Origin of the sequence: Dysgonomonas sp. GY617, assembly GCF_015233815.1 — a bacterium.
Lineage (GTDB): Bacteria > Bacteroidota > Bacteroidia > Bacteroidales > Dysgonomonadaceae > Dysgonomonas_A.
Window position 1 is genome coordinate 55,930 of record NZ_JADCLR010000004.1, and the last position, 21,994, is coordinate 77,923.

At 35.2% G+C, this 21,994-nt stretch carries 16 protein-coding genes; 1 reads left to right on the forward strand and 15 read right to left on the reverse strand.

Features of this window, described 5'->3' with window-relative positions; all coding sequences use genetic code 11:
- Nucleotides 1-495 precede the first annotated feature (495 nt).
- From IR022_RS05890 to IR022_RS05935, 10 genes are all read right to left on the reverse strand, one after another.
- Nucleotides 496-894 carry a hypothetical protein gene (locus tag IR022_RS05890; protein WP_194202997.1) on the reverse strand — a complete coding sequence of 133 codons (399 nt, stop codon included), beginning with the start codon at nucleotides 892-894 and terminating at the stop codon, nucleotides 496-498.
- A 60-nt stretch (nucleotides 895-954) separates the two neighbouring features.
- Nucleotides 955-1,440, reverse strand: a complete 486-nt coding sequence (locus IR022_RS05895) for a hypothetical protein (protein ID WP_194202998.1) — start codon at nucleotides 1,438-1,440, stop codon at nucleotides 955-957.
- Between the two features lies 1 nt (nucleotide 1,441).
- On the reverse strand, nucleotides 1,442-1,930 hold the full coding sequence (locus IR022_RS05900; RefSeq protein WP_194202999.1) for a hypothetical protein: 489 nt from the start codon (nucleotides 1,928-1,930) through the stop codon (nucleotides 1,442-1,444).
- Between the two features lie 2 nt (nucleotides 1,931-1,932).
- On the reverse strand, nucleotides 1,933-2,424 hold the full coding sequence (locus IR022_RS05905) for a hypothetical protein (RefSeq protein ID WP_194203000.1): 492 nt from the start codon (nucleotides 2,422-2,424) through the stop codon (nucleotides 1,933-1,935).
- Between the two features lie 2 nt (nucleotides 2,425-2,426).
- Nucleotides 2,427-2,912, reverse strand: coding sequence for a hypothetical protein (locus tag IR022_RS05910; RefSeq protein WP_194203001.1), 486 nt, complete (start codon nucleotides 2,910-2,912; stop codon nucleotides 2,427-2,429).
- A 1-nt stretch (nucleotide 2,913) separates the two neighbouring features.
- Complete coding sequence (locus IR022_RS05915) at nucleotides 2,914-3,402, reverse strand: hypothetical protein (protein ID WP_194203002.1); 489 nt, start codon at nucleotides 3,400-3,402, stop codon at nucleotides 2,914-2,916.
- 2 nt (nucleotides 3,403-3,404) lie between these two features.
- Entirely contained in the window at nucleotides 3,405-3,896 is a 492-nt protein-coding gene (locus tag IR022_RS05920) for a hypothetical protein (RefSeq protein WP_194203003.1), read from the reverse strand.
- Between the two features lie 133 nt (nucleotides 3,897-4,029).
- Nucleotides 4,030-4,383, reverse strand: coding sequence for a hypothetical protein (locus IR022_RS05925; protein ID WP_194203004.1), 354 nt, complete (start codon nucleotides 4,381-4,383; stop codon nucleotides 4,030-4,032).
- A 685-nt stretch (nucleotides 4,384-5,068) separates the two neighbouring features.
- Nucleotides 5,069-11,215, reverse strand: a complete 6,147-nt coding sequence (locus IR022_RS05930; RefSeq protein WP_194203005.1) for an RHS repeat-associated core domain-containing protein — start codon at nucleotides 11,213-11,215, stop codon at nucleotides 5,069-5,071.
- 20 nt (nucleotides 11,216-11,235) lie between these two features.
- A complete protein-coding gene (locus IR022_RS05935) occupies nucleotides 11,236-13,806 on the reverse strand; it encodes a T9SS type A sorting domain-containing protein (protein ID WP_194203006.1) in 2,571 nt (856 codons plus the stop codon).
- A 535-nt stretch (nucleotides 13,807-14,341) separates the two neighbouring features.
- Here IR022_RS05935 and IR022_RS05940 point away from each other — a divergent pair.
- Nucleotides 14,342-14,659: a hypothetical protein gene (locus IR022_RS05940; protein ID WP_194203007.1), complete on the forward strand. Its 318-nt coding sequence runs from the start codon at nucleotides 14,342-14,344 to the stop codon at nucleotides 14,657-14,659.
- Nucleotides 14,660-14,673: 14 nt separating this feature from the next.
- On the opposite strand, the gene IR022_RS05945 is transcribed toward IR022_RS05940, so the two are convergent.
- From IR022_RS05945 to IR022_RS05965, 5 genes are all read right to left on the reverse strand, one after another.
- Nucleotides 14,674-16,077 (reverse strand): WG repeat-containing protein, encoded by a 1,404-nt coding sequence (locus IR022_RS05945; protein WP_194203008.1) that lies wholly within the window; start codon nucleotides 16,075-16,077, stop codon nucleotides 14,674-14,676.
- Nucleotides 16,078-16,264: 187 nt separating this feature from the next.
- Nucleotides 16,265-18,292 carry a WG repeat-containing protein gene (locus tag IR022_RS05950; RefSeq protein WP_194203009.1) on the reverse strand — a complete coding sequence of 676 codons (2,028 nt, stop codon included), beginning with the start codon at nucleotides 18,290-18,292 and terminating at the stop codon, nucleotides 16,265-16,267.
- Between the two features lie 316 nt (nucleotides 18,293-18,608).
- A complete protein-coding gene (locus IR022_RS05955; protein ID WP_194203010.1) occupies nucleotides 18,609-19,628 on the reverse strand; it encodes a hypothetical protein in 1,020 nt (339 codons plus the stop codon).
- Nucleotides 19,629-19,864: 236 nt separating this feature from the next.
- Nucleotides 19,865-21,451, reverse strand: a complete 1,587-nt coding sequence (locus IR022_RS05960) for a phage terminase large subunit (protein ID WP_194203011.1) — start codon at nucleotides 21,449-21,451, stop codon at nucleotides 19,865-19,867.
- Nucleotides 21,451-21,885, reverse strand: a complete 435-nt coding sequence (locus IR022_RS05965) for a DUF5675 family protein (protein ID WP_194203012.1) — start codon at nucleotides 21,883-21,885, stop codon at nucleotides 21,451-21,453. The genes IR022_RS05960 and IR022_RS05965 overlap by 1 nt, the downstream gene beginning before the upstream one ends.
- Nucleotides 21,886-21,994 lie beyond the last annotated feature (109 nt).

Sequence of the window (21,994 nt, forward strand, 5' to 3'; positions counted from 1 at the left end):
TAATAAGAGAAGGTGGTTTAAAAGCCACCTTCTCTATTCTATTTACCTATATAAACTCCAATCAACTTGGCTCATCAAATAAAATGAATATATGATACTAATAATACAGATGACGAAGAAAACATTCGCAAATACAAAGCCTTTTTTATTTTTCTCTTTGGATAGCTTGTTAAACTCTGATATAATTTCTTTCCATTGATCTTTGTAAAAAAACATCATATAATTTATTATGTTTTGACTTACTACAATAGATATCATTATTGGCACACTGTTTGCTAATTTTGAATATCTATCAACTATAACCACATAAAAAATTAAAAAAGAATAAATTAGCAAGAAATTGAAAATGCTCAGTAATAACGATGCTTTCCATTCAGACCAAAATGGAGGGCAACTATATCTTTCTAAAGAAAGATATAGTCTATAGAACAAATAAGCATATGCTCTTTTTAATTTCATCATAATTCCTTTCATTTATATTTTTTTAGATAAAACTTAATCTTTATGGTAGTGATAAGGATCACCTTCATAATAGGTTGATTCATCAAGAAAATAACCAGGCCATCTTCCAGGGTAGAAAGAGTCAACACCAAAATAAGTTATACTAATTATAGGTATATACATCCCAACTCCGGTCATACTCGTGTTTATTATAAAATTCCAAGGTGTTACTATATTTGAAGATTCTGGATTGTTAAAATAATTAACAAGACCGATAGTATCCATTCCAACTCCTACCCCAATTGCCATTTTACCTGCAAATTTACCCAATTTTGCAATATTGTATGTTTTTATTCTTGCTATAGAACCACCTGTCCATCCCGTTTTATAATATTTAGGACTTAATTGGCTCCCATTATATAGCCCGTTTGTTAATCGAAATGAGCCTTGCATATTCTCTAATGTAGTAGCCGATAGTCTTTATCACCAAATTATAATATCCTCTTCCCATACTTATTTAACCCGATGAAAATCATAAGTATTATAATCATCAAAGTTGTCTATTGCTCGAATAAACCAGGGTGGTTGATTATTGAGAATTCCTTGCTCGCCTTTAATATAAAAATTTCTACCAGTATATCTCAATATTGATTCTTTTTCATCTGATATAGAAAGTGAATCATTACTTCTTACACAATGTTTAATATTTAGAGATAACATAAAATGTCCTTGCTTATTATCAACCCATATATTCCATTCACCCTCTACATGCAGCTTGGTTTCTATGGTATCCTGTGGCTTTATTAAGAAATAAGAATTGAAATTTTTTATTTTAAAAGTACTGTCTGCTTTTAACTGTATTATACTACCATCGTCTGCTCTCCAAGTTCCAATCATTTCTTCAAATTGAGGTGGTGTAGGTGTGCATTGATAAAATGCACACACTACAAATAGCCTAATTACTGTCTTTATCACCAAATTATAATATCTTCTTCCCATACTACTCTACTCTTCGGAAATCATAAGTATTATAATTATCAAAGTTGTCTATTACTCGAATAAACCAAGGTGCCTTATCTGTTAAGAAGCCACCATCTCCTTTGATATAGAAACTTTCACTATAATTACGTATTATCCATCTATTTTGATCTGAAATAAACAATGAATCACTACTTTTCACAGCATAACTTATACCTACTGAGAGTATTAAATTACCCAATACATCACGAGTCCATATACTCCATTTACCCTCTGCATTAACCTTGTATCCTACTGTATTATCACTGAGTTCATGAAAAAAATACGAATCAAAGTTCTTTATTACAAATGTACTGTCAGCATTTAATTCTATGACAGCCCCATCTTTAGCTTTCCACACCCCTACCATTTCTTCAAATTGAGGAGGTGTAGGTGTGCATCTGTAAAATGCACACACTATAAATAAGCTAAATATTGCTTTTATCACCAAATTATAATATCCTCTTCCCATACTTATTCAACCCTATGGAAATCATAAGTAGTATAATCATCAAAGTTGTCTATTACTCGAATAAACCAAGGTGGTTGATTGTCAAAAAGACCTTGTTCTCCTTTAATAAAGAATTGGGTTCCAGAATATTTATACTGAGGAAGCCATTTTCCTTTATCAGAAAAGAAAATTGAGTCGCAACTTCTTATTGCTGAATCTGAGCCTATATCCAAGCTAATATGCCCATACCCATCATTATATGGAGACCTCCAACTGCCATATACATTAATTGGCGGCTTAATAGAATCATTCATCTTATTCCAAAAAAACGAATTAAAATTCTTTAGAATAAGTGTACTATCTGATTTTAATTCAATTGTTGCTCCATCGTCAGCTCTCCATATTCCAATCATTTCTTCAAACTGGGGAGGTGTAGGTGTGCATTGATAAAATGCACACACTACAAATAGACCAACTACTGTCTTTATCACCAAATTATAATATCCTCTTCCCATACTTATTCGATCCGATGGAAATCATAAGTAGTATAATCATCAAAGTTGTCTATTACTCGAATAAACCAAGGAGCCTTATCTGTTAAGAAGCCACCATCTCCTTTAATATAAAAATTTTCACCATAATTACGTATTATCCATTTATTTTGATCTGAAATAAATAGAGAATCACTACTATGCACAGCATGATGTATGCTTATATGAAGTAATAAACTACCCAAATACTCTCCTTCAATTCCCCATCTCCCTTCCACATAAACCTTATATCTTACTGTATCATCACTTAGTTCATGAAAAAAATACGAATCAAAGTTCTTTATTACAAATGTACTATCTGATTTTAATTCAATTATTGCTCCATCTTCCGCCCTCCAAGTTCCTATCATTTCTTCAAACCTAGGAGGTGTAGGTGTGCATCTGTAAAATGCACACACTATAAGTAAACAAAAGACTGATTTTACTACCAGATTATAACGTCTTCTTCCCATACTATTCTACTCTTCGGAAATCATAGGTATTATAGAGATCAATACTATCTATTAGCCTAATAAACCAGGGTTCCTTATTATAAAAAAAACCATTATCCCCCATAATATAAATACTTCTGTTATAATTCTTAAATACCCATTTCTGTTCGTTTAAGAGAGAGAGAGAGTCACGACTTCTTATACAATATTTTATATTCATAGAAAGTATAAAATTCCCTTGATAATGTACACCCATTTTCCATTTTCCTTCTGCATCCAATCTAGTCTTTATAGTATCAATATCCGTTGGACTTACTAAAAAATATGAATCAATATTTTTTATAACAAGAGTACTATCCGCTTTTAATTCAATTGTTGCTCCATCGTCAGCTCTCCATATTCCAATCATTTCTTCGAACTGAGGTGGTGTAGGTGTGCATCTGCAAAATGCACACACTACAAATAAGCTAAATATTGCTTTTATCACCAAATTATAATATCCTCTTCCCATACTTATTTAACCCGATGAAAATCATAAGTATTATAATCATCAAAGTTGTCTATTGCTCGAATAAACCAGGGTGCCTTATCTGTTAAGAAGCCACCTTCTCCTTTGATATAGAAATTGTCACCAGAATAAGGACTTATTATCCACTTATTCTCATTTGCAATAAACAATGAATCACTACTCTTTACAGCACCATCAAAACCTATCGAAAGTAATAAATTTCCTAATGAACCATTAACCCAAATACTCCATTTACCCACTGCATTAACTTTATACCGAATTGTATCATCTCGTAGTTCATGAAAAAAATACGAATCAAAGTTCTTTATTACAAATGTACTGTCAGCATTTAATTCTATGACAGCCCCATCTTTAGCTTTCCACACTCCTACCATTTCTTCAAACTGAGGTGGTGTAGGTGTGCATTGATAAAATGCACACACTACAAATAAGCTAAATATTGCTTTTATCACCAAATTATAATATCCTCTTCCCATACTTATTCAACCCTATGGAAATCATAAGTAGTATAATCATCAAAGTTGTCTATTACTCGAATAAACCAAGGAGCCTTATCTGTTAAGAAGCCACCTTCTCCTTTAATATAAAAACTTGTACTATAGCCATTTATTATCCATTTTTTTTATCCGAAATAAATAAAAAATCGCTGCTTCTTATAGCACAGTCTATACCTATAGATAATATGATATTTCCTAGGTATACACCTTCAACTTCCCATTCCCCTTGTGCATAAACTCTGTACCTTATTGTATCATTACTTAACTTATGAAAAAAGTATGAATCAAAGCCCTCTATCACAAATGTACTATCTGATTTTAATTCAATTATTGCTCCATCTTCCGCCCTCCAAGTTCCTATCATTTCTTCAAACCTAGGAGGTGTAGGTGTGCATCTGTAAAATGCACACACTATAAGTAAACAAAAGACTGATTTTACTACCAGATTATAACGTCTTCTTCCCATACTATTGTTTGTCTTTTTATTGATAATGGTCCGCTTGAAAAACTCTCATTTAGCATTGGACCTATATTTTTTTCCCAAAAATCAAAATATCCAATAACAGGAGGACGTATTCCTGAACTTATTCTGGAGTCATTCGTAACCGTAAATTCGATTCTTGCGATTTTAGGAAACTTAATATTATTATAAGTTCATTGAATGATGGATTTCATAAAATAAGAGAAGGTGACTTTTTAACCACCTTCCCTATTTTATTTACCTATATAAACTCCAATCTATTTGACTCATTAAATAGTATGCTAATATTAGATTAAAAACAATTAGAGTAACACATCCAAAAACCATCCAAGTTCCAATTTTATTTTTTTGAGGAGGCAGTTTGTCAAACTTTCTCACAATTTCTTTCCATTGATCTTTACTCTGAAAAATACAATAATTAGCAATGGAAATAATAATAATAACAACAGTTGAATAAATATTACTTGATGCTAAATTTATATATGGATTTATATTTATTTCATAGTATATATATAAAGATAAGACAATGAAAAACAATAGAATATCTAATGTCAAAGATGCTTTCCATTCACTCCACCATACATTCGGAGCCTTCTCATAGAATCGATATAATTTATAGTATATATACTGGTATATTGTTTTTATCTTGCTCATTTTATTATTATTATTATTATTTAACTCCCCATGGTATAATTCTAGGACGAGTCCAAGGGTCATCTACACCATATTTCTTATTAACATAATTTTGTGTATCCGAACCATCATTCAAAAACTGATAGAATCCTCCTGGATAGAAAGCTTCAACACCAAAATAGGCTATACCTACAACAGGATTTATCCAAAAAGAATATGCTGTTATACCTAAGTTCGTACTCATTTGGGCGGGTGTTACTGCATTCGCAGATGTTGGATCTTTCAAATATTCTCTTATACCATTGGCATCTAATCCAACCCCGACTCCTATTGATATTTTACCTGCAAATTTACCCAATTTTGCAATATTGTATGTTTTTATTCTTGCTATAGAACCACCTGTCCATCCCGTTTTATAATATTTAGGACTTAATTGGCTCCCATTATATAGCCCGTTTGTTAATCGAAATGAGCCTTGCATATTCTCTAATGTAGTAGCAGATAGTCCATATCCCCAATTTAACTTACTACCAGTGGCATACCAATTACTCTGATTATTATCTTCAATCATACTGCCATCTGTTGTAATTTCATTGATTGGCTTGTTTTCTTCATATTCTCGGCTGTAACGAAATAAAGTAACACCTGCTGCTGTAGCTGAGAAAGTTTTTCCGACAGCTGTAAACGATGCCAAAGGAACTGATGATCCCGGAGCTGTCATGTTAAAGACTGCACCTCCAGTACCAGCAAGACCTCCACCACCTAACATATATCCATAGGTCTTAGCTGAGTTCCAGTCCCATTTTGCAGGATTGAGATTATTATTGGCGATAGCACCACCCACATACATACCTATTGCAAATGGAATCCATGCAAATTCGCCATTAGGATCGGTATATTTAAGTGGATTATTCAAGGCATAGCTATAGCGGTTGAAGCTCTGGCTCATACCCGGCGCTTGTACATAAGGGTCAGGCGAAAGAAAACGTCCTACTACAGGATCATATAAGCGTGCATTCATATTGATGAGACCAAACATGGTCAAATGCTCATGTCCTGTGTATCCTCTGTCGAATAACGGCAAGGGCTCTTCGCCAACTTTATACAAAGCCTGGTTAACAGGATTACGCAATCTCCCCCACGGGTCATAGCTTAGCTCCTGCTTTAGTATACCTGCTGCATCCGTAACGTGAGTAATACTTCCTAAATAGTCCCGGCAAAGATAATTGACAACCCACTCTCCATCGCCTTGTTTCACATAAACAGCCGCTGCCGAATATGCATCTCCACTAAGGTATAATCTTTCTTCGGTTCCTGCAACCTTTTGGTCTATTTCGTATTGCCCTCCTATATAGTAACGTGTCAGGTGATCTTCATCATCCTTTCTCAATTGCATCTTCACTCTATCTCCGGCAGAATTGTAAGTAAATGCAGCAGTATATCCGTTCTCCTTTATAGTAGACGGACGCATCAACGAGTTATAAGTGATGTCCTGAGTATATTTCGGTATTTCATTTGTGTATGGCAATATAGTATCCAAGGCATAAGGTTTATCAGCGTTGTATTTGAAAAAACCTATTGTGGAGTAATCCCTTATATTGCCCTTGAAGTTATATCTAATTTCTGCTTCTCCAAACTTAGTAAGTCGATTCAGTTTGTCGTACTTGAATTCTTCCTGAATATTTCGTGTATTATCTTTCTTGCGGATCAGATTCCCGGTTATATGGCTGAATCTGTATTCGAAATCCTGTATAAATTCATCTCCTTTTTTAACGTTGCGTCCTTCGGGCAATCCGTACTGATCGTATTTATAATTTCGGCTCAGTAAGCCTGTTTGTGATTGTGTAGGCATTCCCATGGTATTCTCACCTGTTAATTTCCAGATTGAAGTTACGTTATTGAGTTTTGTTTCCACTTGATGACCATTTTGGTATTTGTAATTTTCGGTTACAATATCTTCTTTTTGAGATTTATAACTGATCGATTCTAAATTACCATCTTTGTAGCTATATGTTTTTTCTAACCATTTATTGTCTGGTGTAGCCTCCTTTTCTGTTTCTAATCGAAGTAAGGCATCATATCCGTATGTACGGGATGTTCCATTAGTACTCAACTCTCTTTCCAGAAGCTCGTCCGTATTGTATTTATAAGTGGTTGTAAATTCACCGACAACCTCTTTAGTCTCAATACGATTGGATGAGTCGTAGATTAAATTAGTAACTTTCCCATTAGCGTCTGTCTCTTTGTTGATGTTTCCGGAAGCATCGTATCCAAAGATTTTGGTGCCAGCGCTCGGATCGTCTATATGGGTTTGTCTTCCATATTCATCATATTCAAAGCTTGTGATTATATTTCCTGGAGCGATAATAGCTTCCGGCTGACCGTCTGGACGTATTTTGTAAGTTATATCTCCCGCCGGATCTGTTATACTTATTAATTGCCCACTAGTGTCAAATTTCTTGGTTGAAGTTATACTGTCACTGGTAAATATGACTTTTAGTTTATCATATTTGTAACTGTCTTTCTTACCGGAAGCGTAATTTTGTTCGCTGATTCTGTTATTTTCATCATAAGCATATGTGTTCCAAAGAGAAGGGCTACCTCCTTTAAATGGGATCGATGTTTTTTCTATACGCCCCTTTGAGTCATATATATTATCAGTATAGAGGTATACTCCGTCAAAACGCTTTTGTCCCGTTCTGGTCACCCTGCCTAATGCATCATAGTATGTTTGAACATCAGGTTTTCCGGTTCTGCTTGTAGTTGAGACAAACAATGTTCCTGTAGGAGAACTTGTCCATGCCAGGCTATTATTTTCAATACTACCATCCGGATAAACCGTCTCCATTTTCTTTCCCCAGTTATCATAGCTATATGCTGTGATATGCCCTTTATGATTTATTTCATGCTCCAACAAACCTTTATTATTATATTCATAATGGGTAGATAACCCCAAAGTATTTACTTGACGCTCTATACGCCCATAGTTATCATATTCATACTTTGTTATTAACCAATCAGGAGATTCATATTTTTTTGTTTTTAATTCTTTTAAATTCCAATTATCATAATATTCATATTTTTCAGTGGATACTAAATTGTCATTATAATAATTTTTCTTTTCTGTTGGAAGATAAACTGTGTTGTAATCAACTTTTCTTTTTGTTGTTACCGATTCACTTCCCCGTTTATTTGTTACAGTCTGCACCCGTGGAATTCCCAATTTATAAATTATTCCTTCAGTGCTATTGTCATATTCGGTTACCGTTTTGGTTGATATACCTCCTCCATAATCAATAACTACTTCTGTATTATTATCATATGCATCATAAGTCTTGTATGAGGTTGTTGTGGTTATATCATTCAGTTTATCTTTTTCAGACTTCTCTTCAAGTAACACTTTCGCAATTTTATTCGAGGCAATATCTGCGGGATAATACTTGTAGGTATTAATAGAGAACGGGGTTTCTTCTGATTTGAGGACATTGAACTCTAATGGATCAAATATTTGAATGACTTTATTATTTCGAATGTTATCTGTCGACTCAATCTTCTCAAATCCTAAAAATCCTCTTCCTAATCTATCAATTACTCCTTGAGTGTATTTATAACTTACAGACGACACATTCTTATTATCTAAAGAGGATTGGGTATTTTTCAATAAATTAATGTTGCCGGACAAAATATTATAAGGATAAGATAGACTGGGGGTGGATTTATATATGTCAGCCTGTGAGTTCAAGATGCTTTTATACTCATGGCGGTTTATTATTCCTGTACTTGTGATAGATCCTGTGATTAATCTTTGTCTCGAATTATCTGTTTTTGAAGCAATAGAAAGAATACTTTTCAGCTGCACACCTACAAGATTAGAGATTGTATTATTCTGAAACATATTGTGGGGAACTAATTTCACTTTCTCCGTTAACGTTAGATCTTCTAGTTTTCCACCTCCAAATCCACCACTTTCAGAACCGAGATATACCGAAATTGTCATCTTATCTTTAATCTTTATAAGATCAAGTATTCCATCACCATCGGTGTCTTGTAAAAAGAACTCCATTTTTTCTTCATTATCACAAATCTGGAGAAATTGATGTTCAAAAGAATTACCTCCTGTTGAATACAATATTCTCCACCAATTATCCTGAGGAGCATGTCCGACCGGAGGTCTTACCAAAAAGTCTGTTTTGCCATCTCGGTTTATATCTCCGACAAGTATATCTTTAGGGTTTCCCGGATATATCACACTATATACTTTATTATATAGCTGATTATTTTCATTAAACGAGTAAACATATATGCTATTCCCTATTATGCCATCTCCATAGTCTGTAGTTTTGACATGGCAGATATCTGCTTTACCGTCTCCATCATAATCTATAACAAATAACAGATCTTCTGCACTAATATCAAAACAATCGAATTCAGATACTCTTTGGGGATTGCCATCTAATGATATTAGTGTACAACGGGATTTGGGACTTAATAACATGGCTCTTTCAGCTTCTGTATTTCCATCCCATATGGGATTACTCTGATCTGAAAAACGAACTACCATATCTTTACCTATGCCCAGAAAGTCTCCGACAAGGTGACGTCTCGAAACGGGACTATATAAAGGCTCATCATTGAACCAAGTTTTTTTATGCATTACGCTTTCATAATAATTAAGAGATAAGGTTGTTACATTCTCTAAAGTCCCATTATTGCTTTTATAAGCGGAGTAGGTTATTACCTCCTTTTTTTCAGTGTTGTTTGGTACAACGCTATTAATTTTTATAATTTCGCTATATCCATCCCCATCAATATCGGCTACTAAAGTTTCTAAAAAACCAGAGCCTGTAGTTAGGCTTGTATTTTCTTCACCTTTGGATACATCAGGTAATACTAATATGGGGTCATTTTCTGGATAACCTGTATGATAATAATAGGTACGATAATAATTATCCCATTTTTTTACATAATTTGAAGTATTACCATATATTAGAAGTCCACTATTGTTTGTTTCATTTTTAAACTGAGCCTTAAGAGAATGAAGCGTTTCTAGATTATATCTATTATCCAAAGTATTAGGAGAAATAGTAATATCATATCCATTATTTGTTTCCTCTCCATAGTAAAATGAAAGAGGATTTAATGATTCACCATTGTTCTCACAATCTATTTTTGTAAGAAATAAGGTCTCTCTATTTTCATAAATAAAGGTGTAGGTTCTCAGTTTATTAGCTTCAAAATATGTTTCTATACTTTCTAAATACCAATTATTATTAACCTTCATCCCATGTGTATAGAGTGGAGCAACTCTATACTTCTCTTTATATGCAAATTTCAATGAAGCATAGTGATTTAAAGATGATCCAGTATTGTCTACTCCTCCGTAATTTATTTCCGATATATAATAAATATTGTTATTTTTAATGTATTTATATTCAATACTATTCCCTGCCAAATCATGAATATTCCGTATTGGATAAGAAATGTCATTAGATGTGTTTTCGGTATCTCCAAATATAGCTCTTTGCCCATTTGGGTATAAAACTTCAAAATATTTTATAATGTTATTACTAACATATCCTTTTACCAATATTTTCCCTTTTTCTGTTTCGTAGTTTACAATACCGTTTTCCGAACTCGTTTTAATTAACCGAACTCCGTCTAGCATATAAGCCCCGTTCATGTCCATTTTGCTATCCGATGTAAAACCATCATAGTATTGGTTATGATTGACTAAATAAATACTAGATATGCCGCTAATATTCCAGCCTGTACCTGCAACTCCTATTCCTGACAAGCTGTTATAGCTAAGAGAAATACTTGGATTAAAACTATTTTCTGCTGGATGTACTTCTATTGGAACATTATATGTTAACGCTCCATTTACAGTGCCTTGCTGTATGAGAATCTCTCCTATTGCTTTAGATACATCCACATTATATTGTGAAGGAAGAGAAGTTGTACCTGATTTTAAATTCAGATTAAAAGGCAAATTACTGCTATTGATATCTGGAATCGCTTTTGGAAAAAGATCATCCTTTCCTCCTGTATATTTTGCAGTAGTCTTTGGATAAACTGTATTTACAATAGTTTTAGATACTACTGAGCTATCAGGTATTTCCTGGGCGTATGTAATATTGTGCAATACAATATTACACCAGAAGATCAATAAAATATATTTTTTCATGTTTATAATAATTCTAAGTATTATTGTTTAATAATTTTCCAAGTACTTATTTTTCCATTGATATTGATATGTAAGATATATGTACCTGCCGGCTCTTTACTAATATCAAGATCAGTCAAACTTTGAGAGATTATTTTTTTGGTAATGACCTGACCTCTTATATTAAATAGAATAAAACTTCCAGATATTACTTGGTCTAATTCTGAAAGCTCAATAGCTAACTGCCCTCTTGTAGGGTTTGGATAAATAAGAATTTTCTGTTTAGCGACTTCATCAAAAAATACAGATAGTTCTTCCGGAGATTCTGCAGCTCTTGTTGTGACTGTTAATCTTATTTCTTTTTTAATTCTATTGCCTGCTAAGTCATAAGTGAGTGCTATTATGTGATCAGTTAAGACTGTTCCAGACGGCTCGTCTGAATCTTCATCCTGACCATCATCTGGGTCTGTTCCTCCTTCAGTTGATCGGGTGTCGGGTGGAATTTGAACATTTTCTCCTGCCATAAACCTTTTTATTAAATTAGCTTGTTCATTTATCTCAGACCACTTCTTAACAACTTTCATTGCTTTTCTGTTGGCATAACGCAGGGCTACCCCACGTTCCAGTCCTTTGGGGAGTTCGGGTAGTGTTGAACTTACCGTGTAAGGTAGCATCAATACCTGATCATTAGCAACATCTATATACATCTTGTATCCGAGCTCCTGATCTGTCAATGGTCTTCGGTGACGTGCCTGGGTAAAATGGTAGCTATACGGATTACTAATGAGTCCGCTTTTGCCTGAAAGGTCCCGGTCTGACAAGGTTTCTATGGCTGCCCATGTGCTGGTTTGTAAGCTGGTAACCTGACCAAAGCCATAAATGGCTCCTGCCTGATTGGATTCTCTCATACCCAGTGGAGTAAGGGTAAGACCCGAAATATTCTTGTTCTTAAAGAGTCCTTGTGTCCATCCGAAGTTGAAGTCGGAAGAAGAGGCAAATAAGAAATCTTTAATGTCATTGTAGAAGTTATCTGTAGTACGTGGTGCTTGACCATATAACTGCCAGATGTCTTCTTTGGTAGGTAAACCCCAGGTATGATCAAAGGTGTTTACTCCTGTGGGTACTCCCCAATAAATATTACGATACATCATGGCTACATCATAAAGAGTAGACCAGGTTCCGTATACTTGTTCAAATTCATCCTGTGGAACACTCTTACCTCCGAGATAGTCAGCTGAATATTTATCTACATCGGTCTGGGTTAGGTTCACCCAATTCATATTGATACTGGCGTAGGTTCCGTATTTAAGTCTGAGGTTCTCGGTTGTCCATTGGTATTCACCGGCTTCTATGGTTTTATAGGTCTTTGTTATAACATTGTTTACTTCGACTTTCTTGGTATCATAGTTCCAGCCGGTTAGTCCATAGGAACCGTCTCCTTTGGCTCCAATATTGATTAAGACTGTACTTTCTTTGCCTTTGGTGTAAGGGTCTGCCGTAATTTCGGGTTCGGGTTCTTTCTCGCAGGGTAATAAGGCTGGAGGTGTAGGGTAATTTGTCGGAGCCAGTTTGGACTTAATCTCTGTGGCTTCAGCTTGTATTTCCGACCATTTTTTCAATACTTTTAGGTGTTCTCTGTTAGTATAACGAAGGGCAATTCCTCTTTCCAGACCTTTAGCGAGTTCCGGTAATGATGAAACTTGGTTATAGGCTAACATTAGTATTTGATCATTAGCTGCATCAATGTACATTTTGTAACCAAGTTCCTGATCGGTAAGAGGTCTTCTGTGGCGTGCCTGGGTAAAATGGTAACTATAGGGATTACTGATAATACCCCCTTGCCCGGACAGGTCTCTGTCGGATAGGGTTTCTATTCCTGCCCAGCTGGCTGTTTGAAGGCTGGCTACTTGCCCGAAACCATAAATGGCTCCTGCCTGATTGGATTCTCTCATACCCAGTGGGGTAAGTGTCAGTCCGGAGATATTCCTGCGGTTAAACATGTTTTGTGTCCAATTGTATTTGTTATCACAAGCGGATGCAAACAGGAAGTCTTTGATGTCTTCGTATACGTTTCCGGAGGTGCGTGGTGCTTGTCCGTACATTTGCCAGATATCTTCTTTGCTGGGCAGTCCCCAGGTATGGTCGAAGGTTCCGTCACCTTTAGGTATACCCCAATAGATATTGCGGTACATCATGGCTACATCGTAAAGTGTTACCCAGGTTCCGAATACTTGTTCGAATTCTTCGAGGGGTATCTTTTGTCCATTCAGATATTCATTGGCAAATTTATCTACATCGGCTTGAGTGAGGTTTACCCAGTTCATATTGATGCTGCCATAGGTCCCGTATTTAAGTCTCAGGTTTTCGGTTGTCCATACATATTCACCGGCTTCTATGGTTTTATAGGTTTTGGTAATGACATTGTTTAACTCTACTTTTTGGGTGTCATAATTCCAGCCGGTTAGCCCGTAAGAGCCATCGCCTTTGGCTCCGATATTGATTAGAACAGAGCCGGCTTTGCCCTTCTTGTAAGGGTCGGGTTGTTGTGCCATTATTGGCAACAGCAACAGACTAAACAGAACATAAGTAATAAATCTTATGCTTTTTTTCATAACGATTATTCTGTATTAATTATAATAGGGTGATTTAACTCTGTTATTTGTATAATATAATCCTATCCGTCGAATAATTTATGATATTGGAAAGATGAATATTTCTCTGTTTCAACAGCTTACTGAACAGTATTCAAAGAATGGATCTGGAGTGTTGTTTATTTTAAGTTGTAATATACATTAGTTAGTTGTTAATATAGGTTGGCAAATATATATATTAAATAAATACAAGAAGGATTTATTTTGATTTTAAGTGTTTTCTTTTAAAGAATCAAAGGTTTTGTTGGTAAGAGAATAATAAGCTTTTATATATAGATAAAAAGTGGTATTTTTGTTCGACTTATTTATATAAAAAAAGCATCTGACATCTTTTGTATGGATGCAGATGTTTTTTATATGGATGATACTTGCTTTATCCAGGTACAGGACTAAAAATTCTCCAGAAAGGGAAGAAGGGATATAATAAATACTCTCCCCATCATTATATTTTTTTAGTACCATCTTAAAGCAATCAACGACCTTTAAATTAGAGAAAATGAGAAATTATCAAAAAAAGAAGAAAGAGTTATCAAAGCAGGTATTCGACATTCTCGATAACAGAGGGTATCTGATGTGGAAAGAGATAAAAAAGCCCCTTCAGGGTGGAGAGGCTCCAACTACCTTTGTCACAAATTTCAATACAATATCCGAAGCCAGAGAGCTTTTAAGAAGCTTTCCCGAAATGGAAGAGATTAGTGTCAATTATGATGACTTCACCATATTTACAAACCGTATATTATTTACTGTTAAGCCCAGAATAACGGAGAAAATACCTGAAATAACAGAAGATGAACCTAATACTCCTCCGGAATAAATAAAATCTGGAAGTCAATATTTTAATATTTTGTGAAAAAACTTAACATCATTGCCATAACCGTCTAATACCATTTCGTTTTTTAAGTAATATCGGGTATCTGCGGGATCACTGCCCGAGAGGTTTTCCGCTCTATCCAATCTTGAAGGTAACTTTTTATATATCGTATTACTTTTGTCAATTAACATAGCCTCACCGTATTTTTTCTCTACATAAGCATATTCTCCTTGAAAAGGTAAGGCATAGTCGTATTGAGGTTCCACAATCCAGTTTCCCGAATTATCTACAATGCCATATTGGTCTGTTTCGGGATCGGTGGCAGTGTGATAAGGATTTTTAGCCGATTGCAGGTCGCCGTTGATAAGTGTTCCAAATACTTTTACACTATCCATCTCTGCAATATAACATATATCTATTTGATTAATAGTCTTTTCGAACTGTGTCCAAATGATCCAATCCGAATTAACGGGTGCATCAATAGAATACGTATCAAAAATATCCTTTTTCAGTTTATCGAGTGAGTCGTATTTTCTCTCATCAATATCTTTGATTATAGCCTTACAAAGGTGTACCATTTTCTGATAATAAGCACTCATAGCAGGAGGATAATTTGCTAGTTTCATGTCGTCTGAAACATAATCCAATACCATCCCCTCTTTGCTCTTAGCTTGTATAGTAGTTATCCGATTAGTAGTATTTGATAAAAGAATCTCAGCCCCCTTATCCTTCATCGAGATCAATTGTACATAACTATTGCTTGTACCGAAAGTAGAATTCTCCTTCGATAAAGATACCTGTTGAATATTGGCCGGATAATTTACAATTATTTCCACCTGTAAACTATCTATACACTTGGCGTTTTTACCTGTGTAAAGTTCCTTAAGAAAGACTTTATTATAGAACTCATCTATAGTTCCATCGCTGTAATATACTTTATGAATAATAATATCGAACTTGTTATTATAAATACGGGTTTTCGAAATACCGATTTTCGATACAGGTATATCTATAATATCATTTATAATATTGGATGAAAAGCTTGGTAAAGCTACGTGCGAATATGGAGGCTTTAGCCATTGATTGAAACAGCTGGTTTTTAACAGATTATTGAGCTTTGTTTTAAGACTGTCTTTATTTATATGGGTCGAAACAGGAGGCGGTGCCAATGCTCTACTGCTATTGTCGTTATCATTCCATTTAGCATATTGCGCATTTGAGGAAATGAATTTTGTATCTTGAAGAGACATACTATCTAGAAAATTGGACAAATAGGCTTCTCTCTCAAGTATATCTCGGGCATCCTTAATGCTTATTATATGGTCAACTAATCCCTTTAAAAAGTCTTTCTTATCTTGGGCTATAACTGTTGATATGGTAAATAATAAACAAATAGCTGAAACTGATATTTTTTTGAGCATAGATAGTGGGTATGTTATAAAAATTTAATGATGCAAAAATAATAATGAATTAATCCCGAATTGATAATCGACTTTATAAGAAAATGAGACGCTCAATCAGAACTTATAATATAGCTGGCAATTGATAAAATATCATTGCCTGATTTTCTATTTTACCGGCTGATTTTATGTATGCAGGCTTTTCGATTCACTGCATATCCTTAACCTCATTGCCATAACCGTCTAATACCATTTCGTTTTCTAAGTAATATCGGGTATCTGCGGGATCAGTGTCTGAGAGGTTTCTCCAACTAGATAACGTTGACGCTGAAGGTAACTTTTTATATATCGTATTACTTTTGTCAATTAACATAGGCTCACCATTTTTCTCTATATAAGCATATTCTCCTTGAAAAGGTAAGGCACGGTCGTATTGAGGTTCAATTATTATATGGCCCTTATCGTTTATATATCCGTATTTTATCGTACCATTAGAGTAGTCTCCAGTGAAAACAAGGGCTGAACCGAAGCAAAATCCCGTAAGAAATACATATTCACTGGTTGGAGGAATTATTATCTCACCCTGATTGTTAATGTAAAACGCATCTCCGTTTTCGTCTTCCACCACTACTAGATCCGAATGATTCTTAAATGCAGTTTGGGCATCCCAATTATCCTTGGTTATTTGACGCATATTCAGGTCGTAAATAGTTCTAATTCTTCTTGATTCAATATATTGTGTAGCATAAATATACTCGTCTAGAATCCGTATCAGAGAGTACCTTTGGGGAAGAAGAATCTTTCCTTCTCCGTCATATAAAGCGGCTAGAGTATCCTTTACTGTAAAAAATCCGGGAAAAGGGGCACGAATCTGCCCTTTAGTAGGAGCAATAATAATGTTCCCATTTTTGTCCATAACCCCTATTTCTTCTATATTTTCATATGTAGAAATCAGATAATACTTTCCGGATAAAGTATCTACAATACTATATTCGTATTGAATAAGGGCTTTTGCGTCTACATCGAGTTTATAAGTCTGATAACCATTGTCTTTGTTATCCTCGATTTTGTTACCTCTGAAAAACAGGCTGTCGATATGTTCCAAAAAATAATATTGAGGTTCAACAATCCAGTTTCCCGAATTATCTACAATGCCAAATTGGTCCATATCGGAATCGAAGGCAGTGTGATAAGGATTTTTAGCCGATTGCAGGTTGCCGTTGATAAGTGTTCCAAATACTTTTACACTATCCTGCTCTGCAGCATAATATACATCTATCTGATTTATAGATTTCTCGAACTGTAACTCAATGGTACAATCCTGTGTGTGTTTAGGAAAATTTATAAAAAGTTTATCAACAATATCTCTTTTCAGATTATCGAGTGAGTCGTATTTTCCCTTATCAATATCTTTGATTATAGCCTTACAAAGGAGTACCATTTTCTGATAAAAAGCGCTCACAGCAGGAGGATACTCGACTCTTATGTCGTCTGAAACATAATCCAATACCATTCCCTCTTTGCTCTTAGCTTGTATCGTTTTCAGATTTTCATATACATTCTCCGATAAAAAAATCTCAGCCTCCTTATCCTTCATCGAGATCAGTTGTACATAATTATTACCTATACCAAAAGTAGGATTCTTCTTCGATAAAGAAACTTGTTGAATATTAGCAGGGTAATTTACAATTACTTCCATCTGCAAACTATCTATACACTTTGCGTTTGTGTAATATTTGTAGAGAGGGACTTTATTATAGAGCTCATCTATCGTTCCATCGCTGTAATATACTTTATGAATAATAATATCGATGGAGTTGTAAGAACAGGCTCTCCGTAAAGGTATATTTATAATTTCGCTAATATTGGATAAAAGGTAGGGGAGACCTACTCGTGAATATGAAGGCTTTAGATATTGATTGAAATAACTGGTATTTAACAGATTATTGAGCTTTATTTTAAGACTGTCTTTATTTATACGAGTCGAAACAGGAGGCAGTGCCAATGCTTTGCTGCCATTGTCGTTGCCATCCTCTTTAGTATGCTGCGTATTTGTGGTCGTGATTTTTATGCGTTCCTGATTAATCGCTTCTACCTCTTCTTCAAGTTTACTTCGGGCATCCTCAATACTTATTATATTGTCAACGAATTCCGTTAAAACGTCTTTCTGATCTTGGGCTATAACTGTTGATATGGTAAATAATAAAATAGCTGAAACTGATATTTTTTTGAGCATAGATAGTGTGTATATTATAAAAATTTAATAACGCAAAAATAATAAAAATAAAAGATTTGAAGTTAAGCATAAAAAACGTAATCGATAATCGTACTTTCCGCTGGAATAGATGACAAGAATATATCGTCCTTAAATCTGCACATATAAACAATTAACAACCTAAAAAAACAAATAATTACAATTATATTTTATGGGGCATTTTACAGAATATAATGCCCCATAAAATCTTGATTTGACAACTTCATTGGCTAATCTGTATGCTATTTGTTGTCCTGCGAAAAACAGGGAGATACACCAATCCTAGATAAAACTTCTTTCACGTTAACCACGGATTCTTATTCGGGTCATAGTCAGTCTGAAAAGTTGCAAGTTGCCAATCAGTTACAGGCTTATTATCTTCTGCTAACTTACGGGGAATTTGTGGGTTGAGCTTTAGCTTGGCTGCGTCAGATAACCATTTCATCGAGTCCTCATAATCTCGCATACGTACTACACTCACGTTATTGGGAGCAATTAACTTGGTCAGTTCATAAATTGCCAAGCGGACCATGTGTTTTTTCAGATTGTAGCTTCTGTTATCATGAAGAGATAAGTTTATACTTACTTCGGGGATATCAGCATTTATATCTATTTCAGGATAGTAAACTTTATCCTTATAAACCACATACTCATGTTCCGACAGTTCGTATTCGTTGTATAGCGAATCATAATCGGCTACAGCGCCCCAGTTATCCGATTCCAATGGGTTGAGATTATTATCAAAACCATCCAATGACAACAGCGTGTAAAACCCATTTTCAAAACGGACCACATCCCACAGGTTATACTCTATTGGTTGCCATTCTGAATAGACAACTTCAAACCATCCGTTAACCATAGGTATTCGAATATTAGCAAACTTATATCCGTTTTCTTCACGGCAGATATACAGCACTCCGTTATAAAAGACAATATCGTCTTTGTAGTAAGTTCCAAATTGAGAGTATATCGGCTTAGATTCAGGCTCTATATTGATATTTATAAGTTCTTCCCAGTATTCCACATCATAGGGTGCTTTAAATCCGCTAATCGAACGGATTACCTCGTATATCTTTTCTTCATAGTATACATGAACGCCAACCGGATATGTTATCGCCCTGTCGTAGCCTGCAATATACTTCCCTTTGTTCAATTCCTGTTCTATTTGGTAGTTCTCACTTAGGTATTCGACTATACTCATTTCTGCCGATTCCTCAGCCTGAATATATCGGTCTGTATAACCTCTGGTTAACTGAGCAAGTGCATCAGATGATATTACTCCCAGATAATCGCTGTCATTTAAAAATCTTTTGTACATATAATAATCTTATACCTAAGAATAGTTAATCTTCACAGTTTAGGATTACTAAATATCAAAATAGTTAATATCCTTTGATCCGCATAAAATATCATCATTTAGACGAGAAATAAAAAGACTAAAATCATATTTTGCCAGCCCAATGAGAAATATTCTGAAATAGGTCGTCTCTTTGTACATCTGAAAAAAACGAAATAGTGATTTAGTGAAATAGGATATAAACTCAGAAATAATTATCAATAACTAAAGCCCTCGTATATAACGGCTGTTGATAACACATTACTATCACTGCCACCGCTTTTAAATTTATGCCATGTATCTCTAAGATAATAACAAAGCAAATAATCCAGACAATCCGATAAATGACCGTATTTTTCATACTTGACACCCGTTTTCGGGTCGGTTACCTTTGCTTTGCTCTTAGTTCCGTCATTATTCCTCAATTGGTAGATTAAGTCTTCTGTTAGTTTCCTGCAACGTATATCTATCTGAATCTCCCAATCGCTATATCCTGTAAATACCTCATTCACAAAATCACATCTGGTAACCTGTGGCGGTTGTTTTTTCAATAGTTTAAGCTTAGGGCGTAATACCCCACTTCCCAGAATATCCAATATTACTGTATAGTTATTGATACCATCCTCATTGACTGTAGATCGTTGTAGTCCGGAAGGGTCACCCGTTACATCTACCCCACCGATATGTTTATCCCGATACAGCTTATTCTTCATCTTTCGTGACAAGGCTGGAGTATTGTTTTCCTTATTCTCTGGCTTACCTAAAATTTCCTCCAGTATATACACTTTCTTGGTTTCGTAATCAACCTGTGCTGTCAGTGCCGACATCTGAGGGGCAACATTAAAGTCCCAAACCGTTATAAGAGGTTTTGAAGGGTTATAAACCTGTTCTTTAAGTCCTGTGATCAGGTGTTTAGCTCCATCAAACTTAGTATAAATAGCCATATCGTTAGCTTCTACAAAATCCCAGTTACCATATAATAACCTCTCTTTGGTAGCTTGGTCACGAATTTTATTCAATGCTGCTTCGTATGTTTGGCGAAAAGCAATATTCGGATTATCATAAACTGAAAAAGGAACATACGCTTCACCTTCCCTTGTTGTAACTTTTTCCCCGTTTTCATCTTGTACGAATCTGCCTCGAACCCAATTTGTTGTAGGGTTGGTAGTCATCAACATACGTGATGTTTTGAATGTCTCATGAGTACGCCAGCGAAGACGGGAAAACAACACCTCTATTGCCTTCTCCGAAATCTCGGAACATTCGTCCACTAAAGCAATTGTGTATTCCGAAGAACCGAAGCGTTCAAAGTTCGGATCACTGGGAATGTCTGCCATCTCCTTCATTATAATTACCGAATCGTTCCAAAATAAGAGTGTACCTTCCAGGTTATTAATCTTAAAGTTTATATCTTCCTTCAATCCCCAATCCTTTAATACCGATTTGATCGTGTTCCAAGTTGATTCTTTCAAAGATTTGAGCGTTTTACGGGCAACAACGGCCCGAACGTTATCAAACCTTATACAACTGCTGATAAGCCATACACTACCCAGATAGCTCTTGCCCCCACCCGCTGCGCCACCTCCGAGTACAAGCTGTGGTAAATTCTGATTCCGGCATTTAACACAATGTGGTTTATATTGTGGGTTCTGGTTGATATCATAACCGATCAATACCTGTTCGATTCCTCCACCGCAAAGAGGACAAGAATCAGGTTGTAAGAGCTTCCATAACTCGTATTGACGTGGTGACGGTTTAAAATCAATACGTGCAGATTTAGGCGGTTTTAGTTTGTTACTCGCCATTACACTATCTCGATTGTGATATCTTTCTGAGCATTCAGTACCTTGTTTAGCTTATCGGAAGTTACTCTCGATTGCAGCACTTTCCCTTTTACTGTATTGTAGCCTACGATAAGGCAACCCGCGCTGTCTTTTTCATCAATGCCGGAATGAATTAATATTCCTATAAAGTGTGGTACACCATGTAAGTATGGAAGTACACGTTTGAATCGGGGGCTGTACTCCATAGTCACTTTATAAGTTCCGGCTGGAATAGCAGTTTGAGCGTATGTTTTTTCTTTGCAGGTACAGGATAAACCTTTGGCAGTGTTGGGACAGGTTGCAGATAGATTCCTTACTTTATCTTCTATAACATTACAGAAGAGTACACCATCGATGTACAAGTCTCCGATTGTATAATTTACTCCTTTATATTTACGTTTGAGTGCTAATTTCATCTTGGATATAATTTGTGGTTATATCAAAGAATAGCTCGATAGAACAAATTGGGGTTACAATAAAACTAACTATGCATAATATACTTCATATTAAAAATACGAATGATGC

Bases quoted from the DNA above. Each gene is read 5' to 3' on its own strand.
- IR022_RS05935 (WP_194203006.1), bottom strand. From the start codon at position 13,806: ATGAAAAAAAGCATAAGATTTATTACTTATGTTCTGTTTAGTCTGTTG.
- IR022_RS05950 (WP_194203009.1), bottom strand. From the start codon at position 18,292: ATGCTCAAAAAAATATCAGTTTCAGCTATTTTATTATTTACCATATCA.
- IR022_RS05940 (WP_194203007.1), top strand. From the start codon at position 14,342: ATGAGAAATTATCAAAAAAAGAAGAAAGAGTTATCAAAGCAGGTATTC.
- IR022_RS05890 (WP_194202997.1), bottom strand. From the start codon at position 894: ATGCAAGGCTCATTTCGATTAACAAACGGGCTATATAATGGGAGCCAA.
- IR022_RS05915 (WP_194203002.1), bottom strand. From the start codon at position 3,402: ATGGGAAGAGGATATTATAATTTGGTGATAAAAGCAATATTTAGCTTA.
- IR022_RS05910 (WP_194203001.1), bottom strand. From the start codon at position 2,912: ATGGGAAGAAGACGTTATAATCTGGTAGTAAAATCAGTCTTTTGTTTA.
- IR022_RS05895 (WP_194202998.1), bottom strand. From the start codon at position 1,440: ATGGGAAGAAGATATTATAATTTGGTGATAAAGACAGTAATTAGGCTA.
- IR022_RS05925 (WP_194203004.1), bottom strand. From the start codon at position 4,383: ATGGGAAGAAGACGTTATAATCTGGTAGTAAAATCAGTCTTTTGTTTA.
- IR022_RS05945 (WP_194203008.1), bottom strand. From the start codon at position 16,077: ATGCTCAAAAAAATATCAGTTTCAGCTATTTGTTTATTATTTACCATA.
- IR022_RS05960 (WP_194203011.1), bottom strand. From the start codon at position 21,451: ATGGCGAGTAACAAACTAAAACCGCCTAAATCTGCACGTATTGATTTT.
- IR022_RS05930 (WP_194203005.1), bottom strand. From the start codon at position 11,215: ATGAAAAAATATATTTTATTGATCTTCTGGTGTAATATTGTATTGCAC.
- IR022_RS05900 (WP_194202999.1), bottom strand. From the start codon at position 1,930: ATGGGAAGAGGATATTATAATTTGGTGATAAAAGCAATATTTAGCTTA.
- IR022_RS05965 (WP_194203012.1), bottom strand. From the start codon at position 21,885: ATGAAATTAGCACTCAAACGTAAATATAAAGGAGTAAATTATACAATC.
- IR022_RS05920 (WP_194203003.1), bottom strand. From the start codon at position 3,896: ATGGGAAGAGGATATTATAATTTGGTGATAAAAGCAATATTTAGCTTA.
- IR022_RS05955 (WP_194203010.1), bottom strand. From the start codon at position 19,628: ATGTACAAAAGATTTTTAAATGACAGCGATTATCTGGGAGTAATATCA.
- IR022_RS05905 (WP_194203000.1), bottom strand. From the start codon at position 2,424: ATGGGAAGAGGATATTATAATTTGGTGATAAAGACAGTAGTTGGTCTA.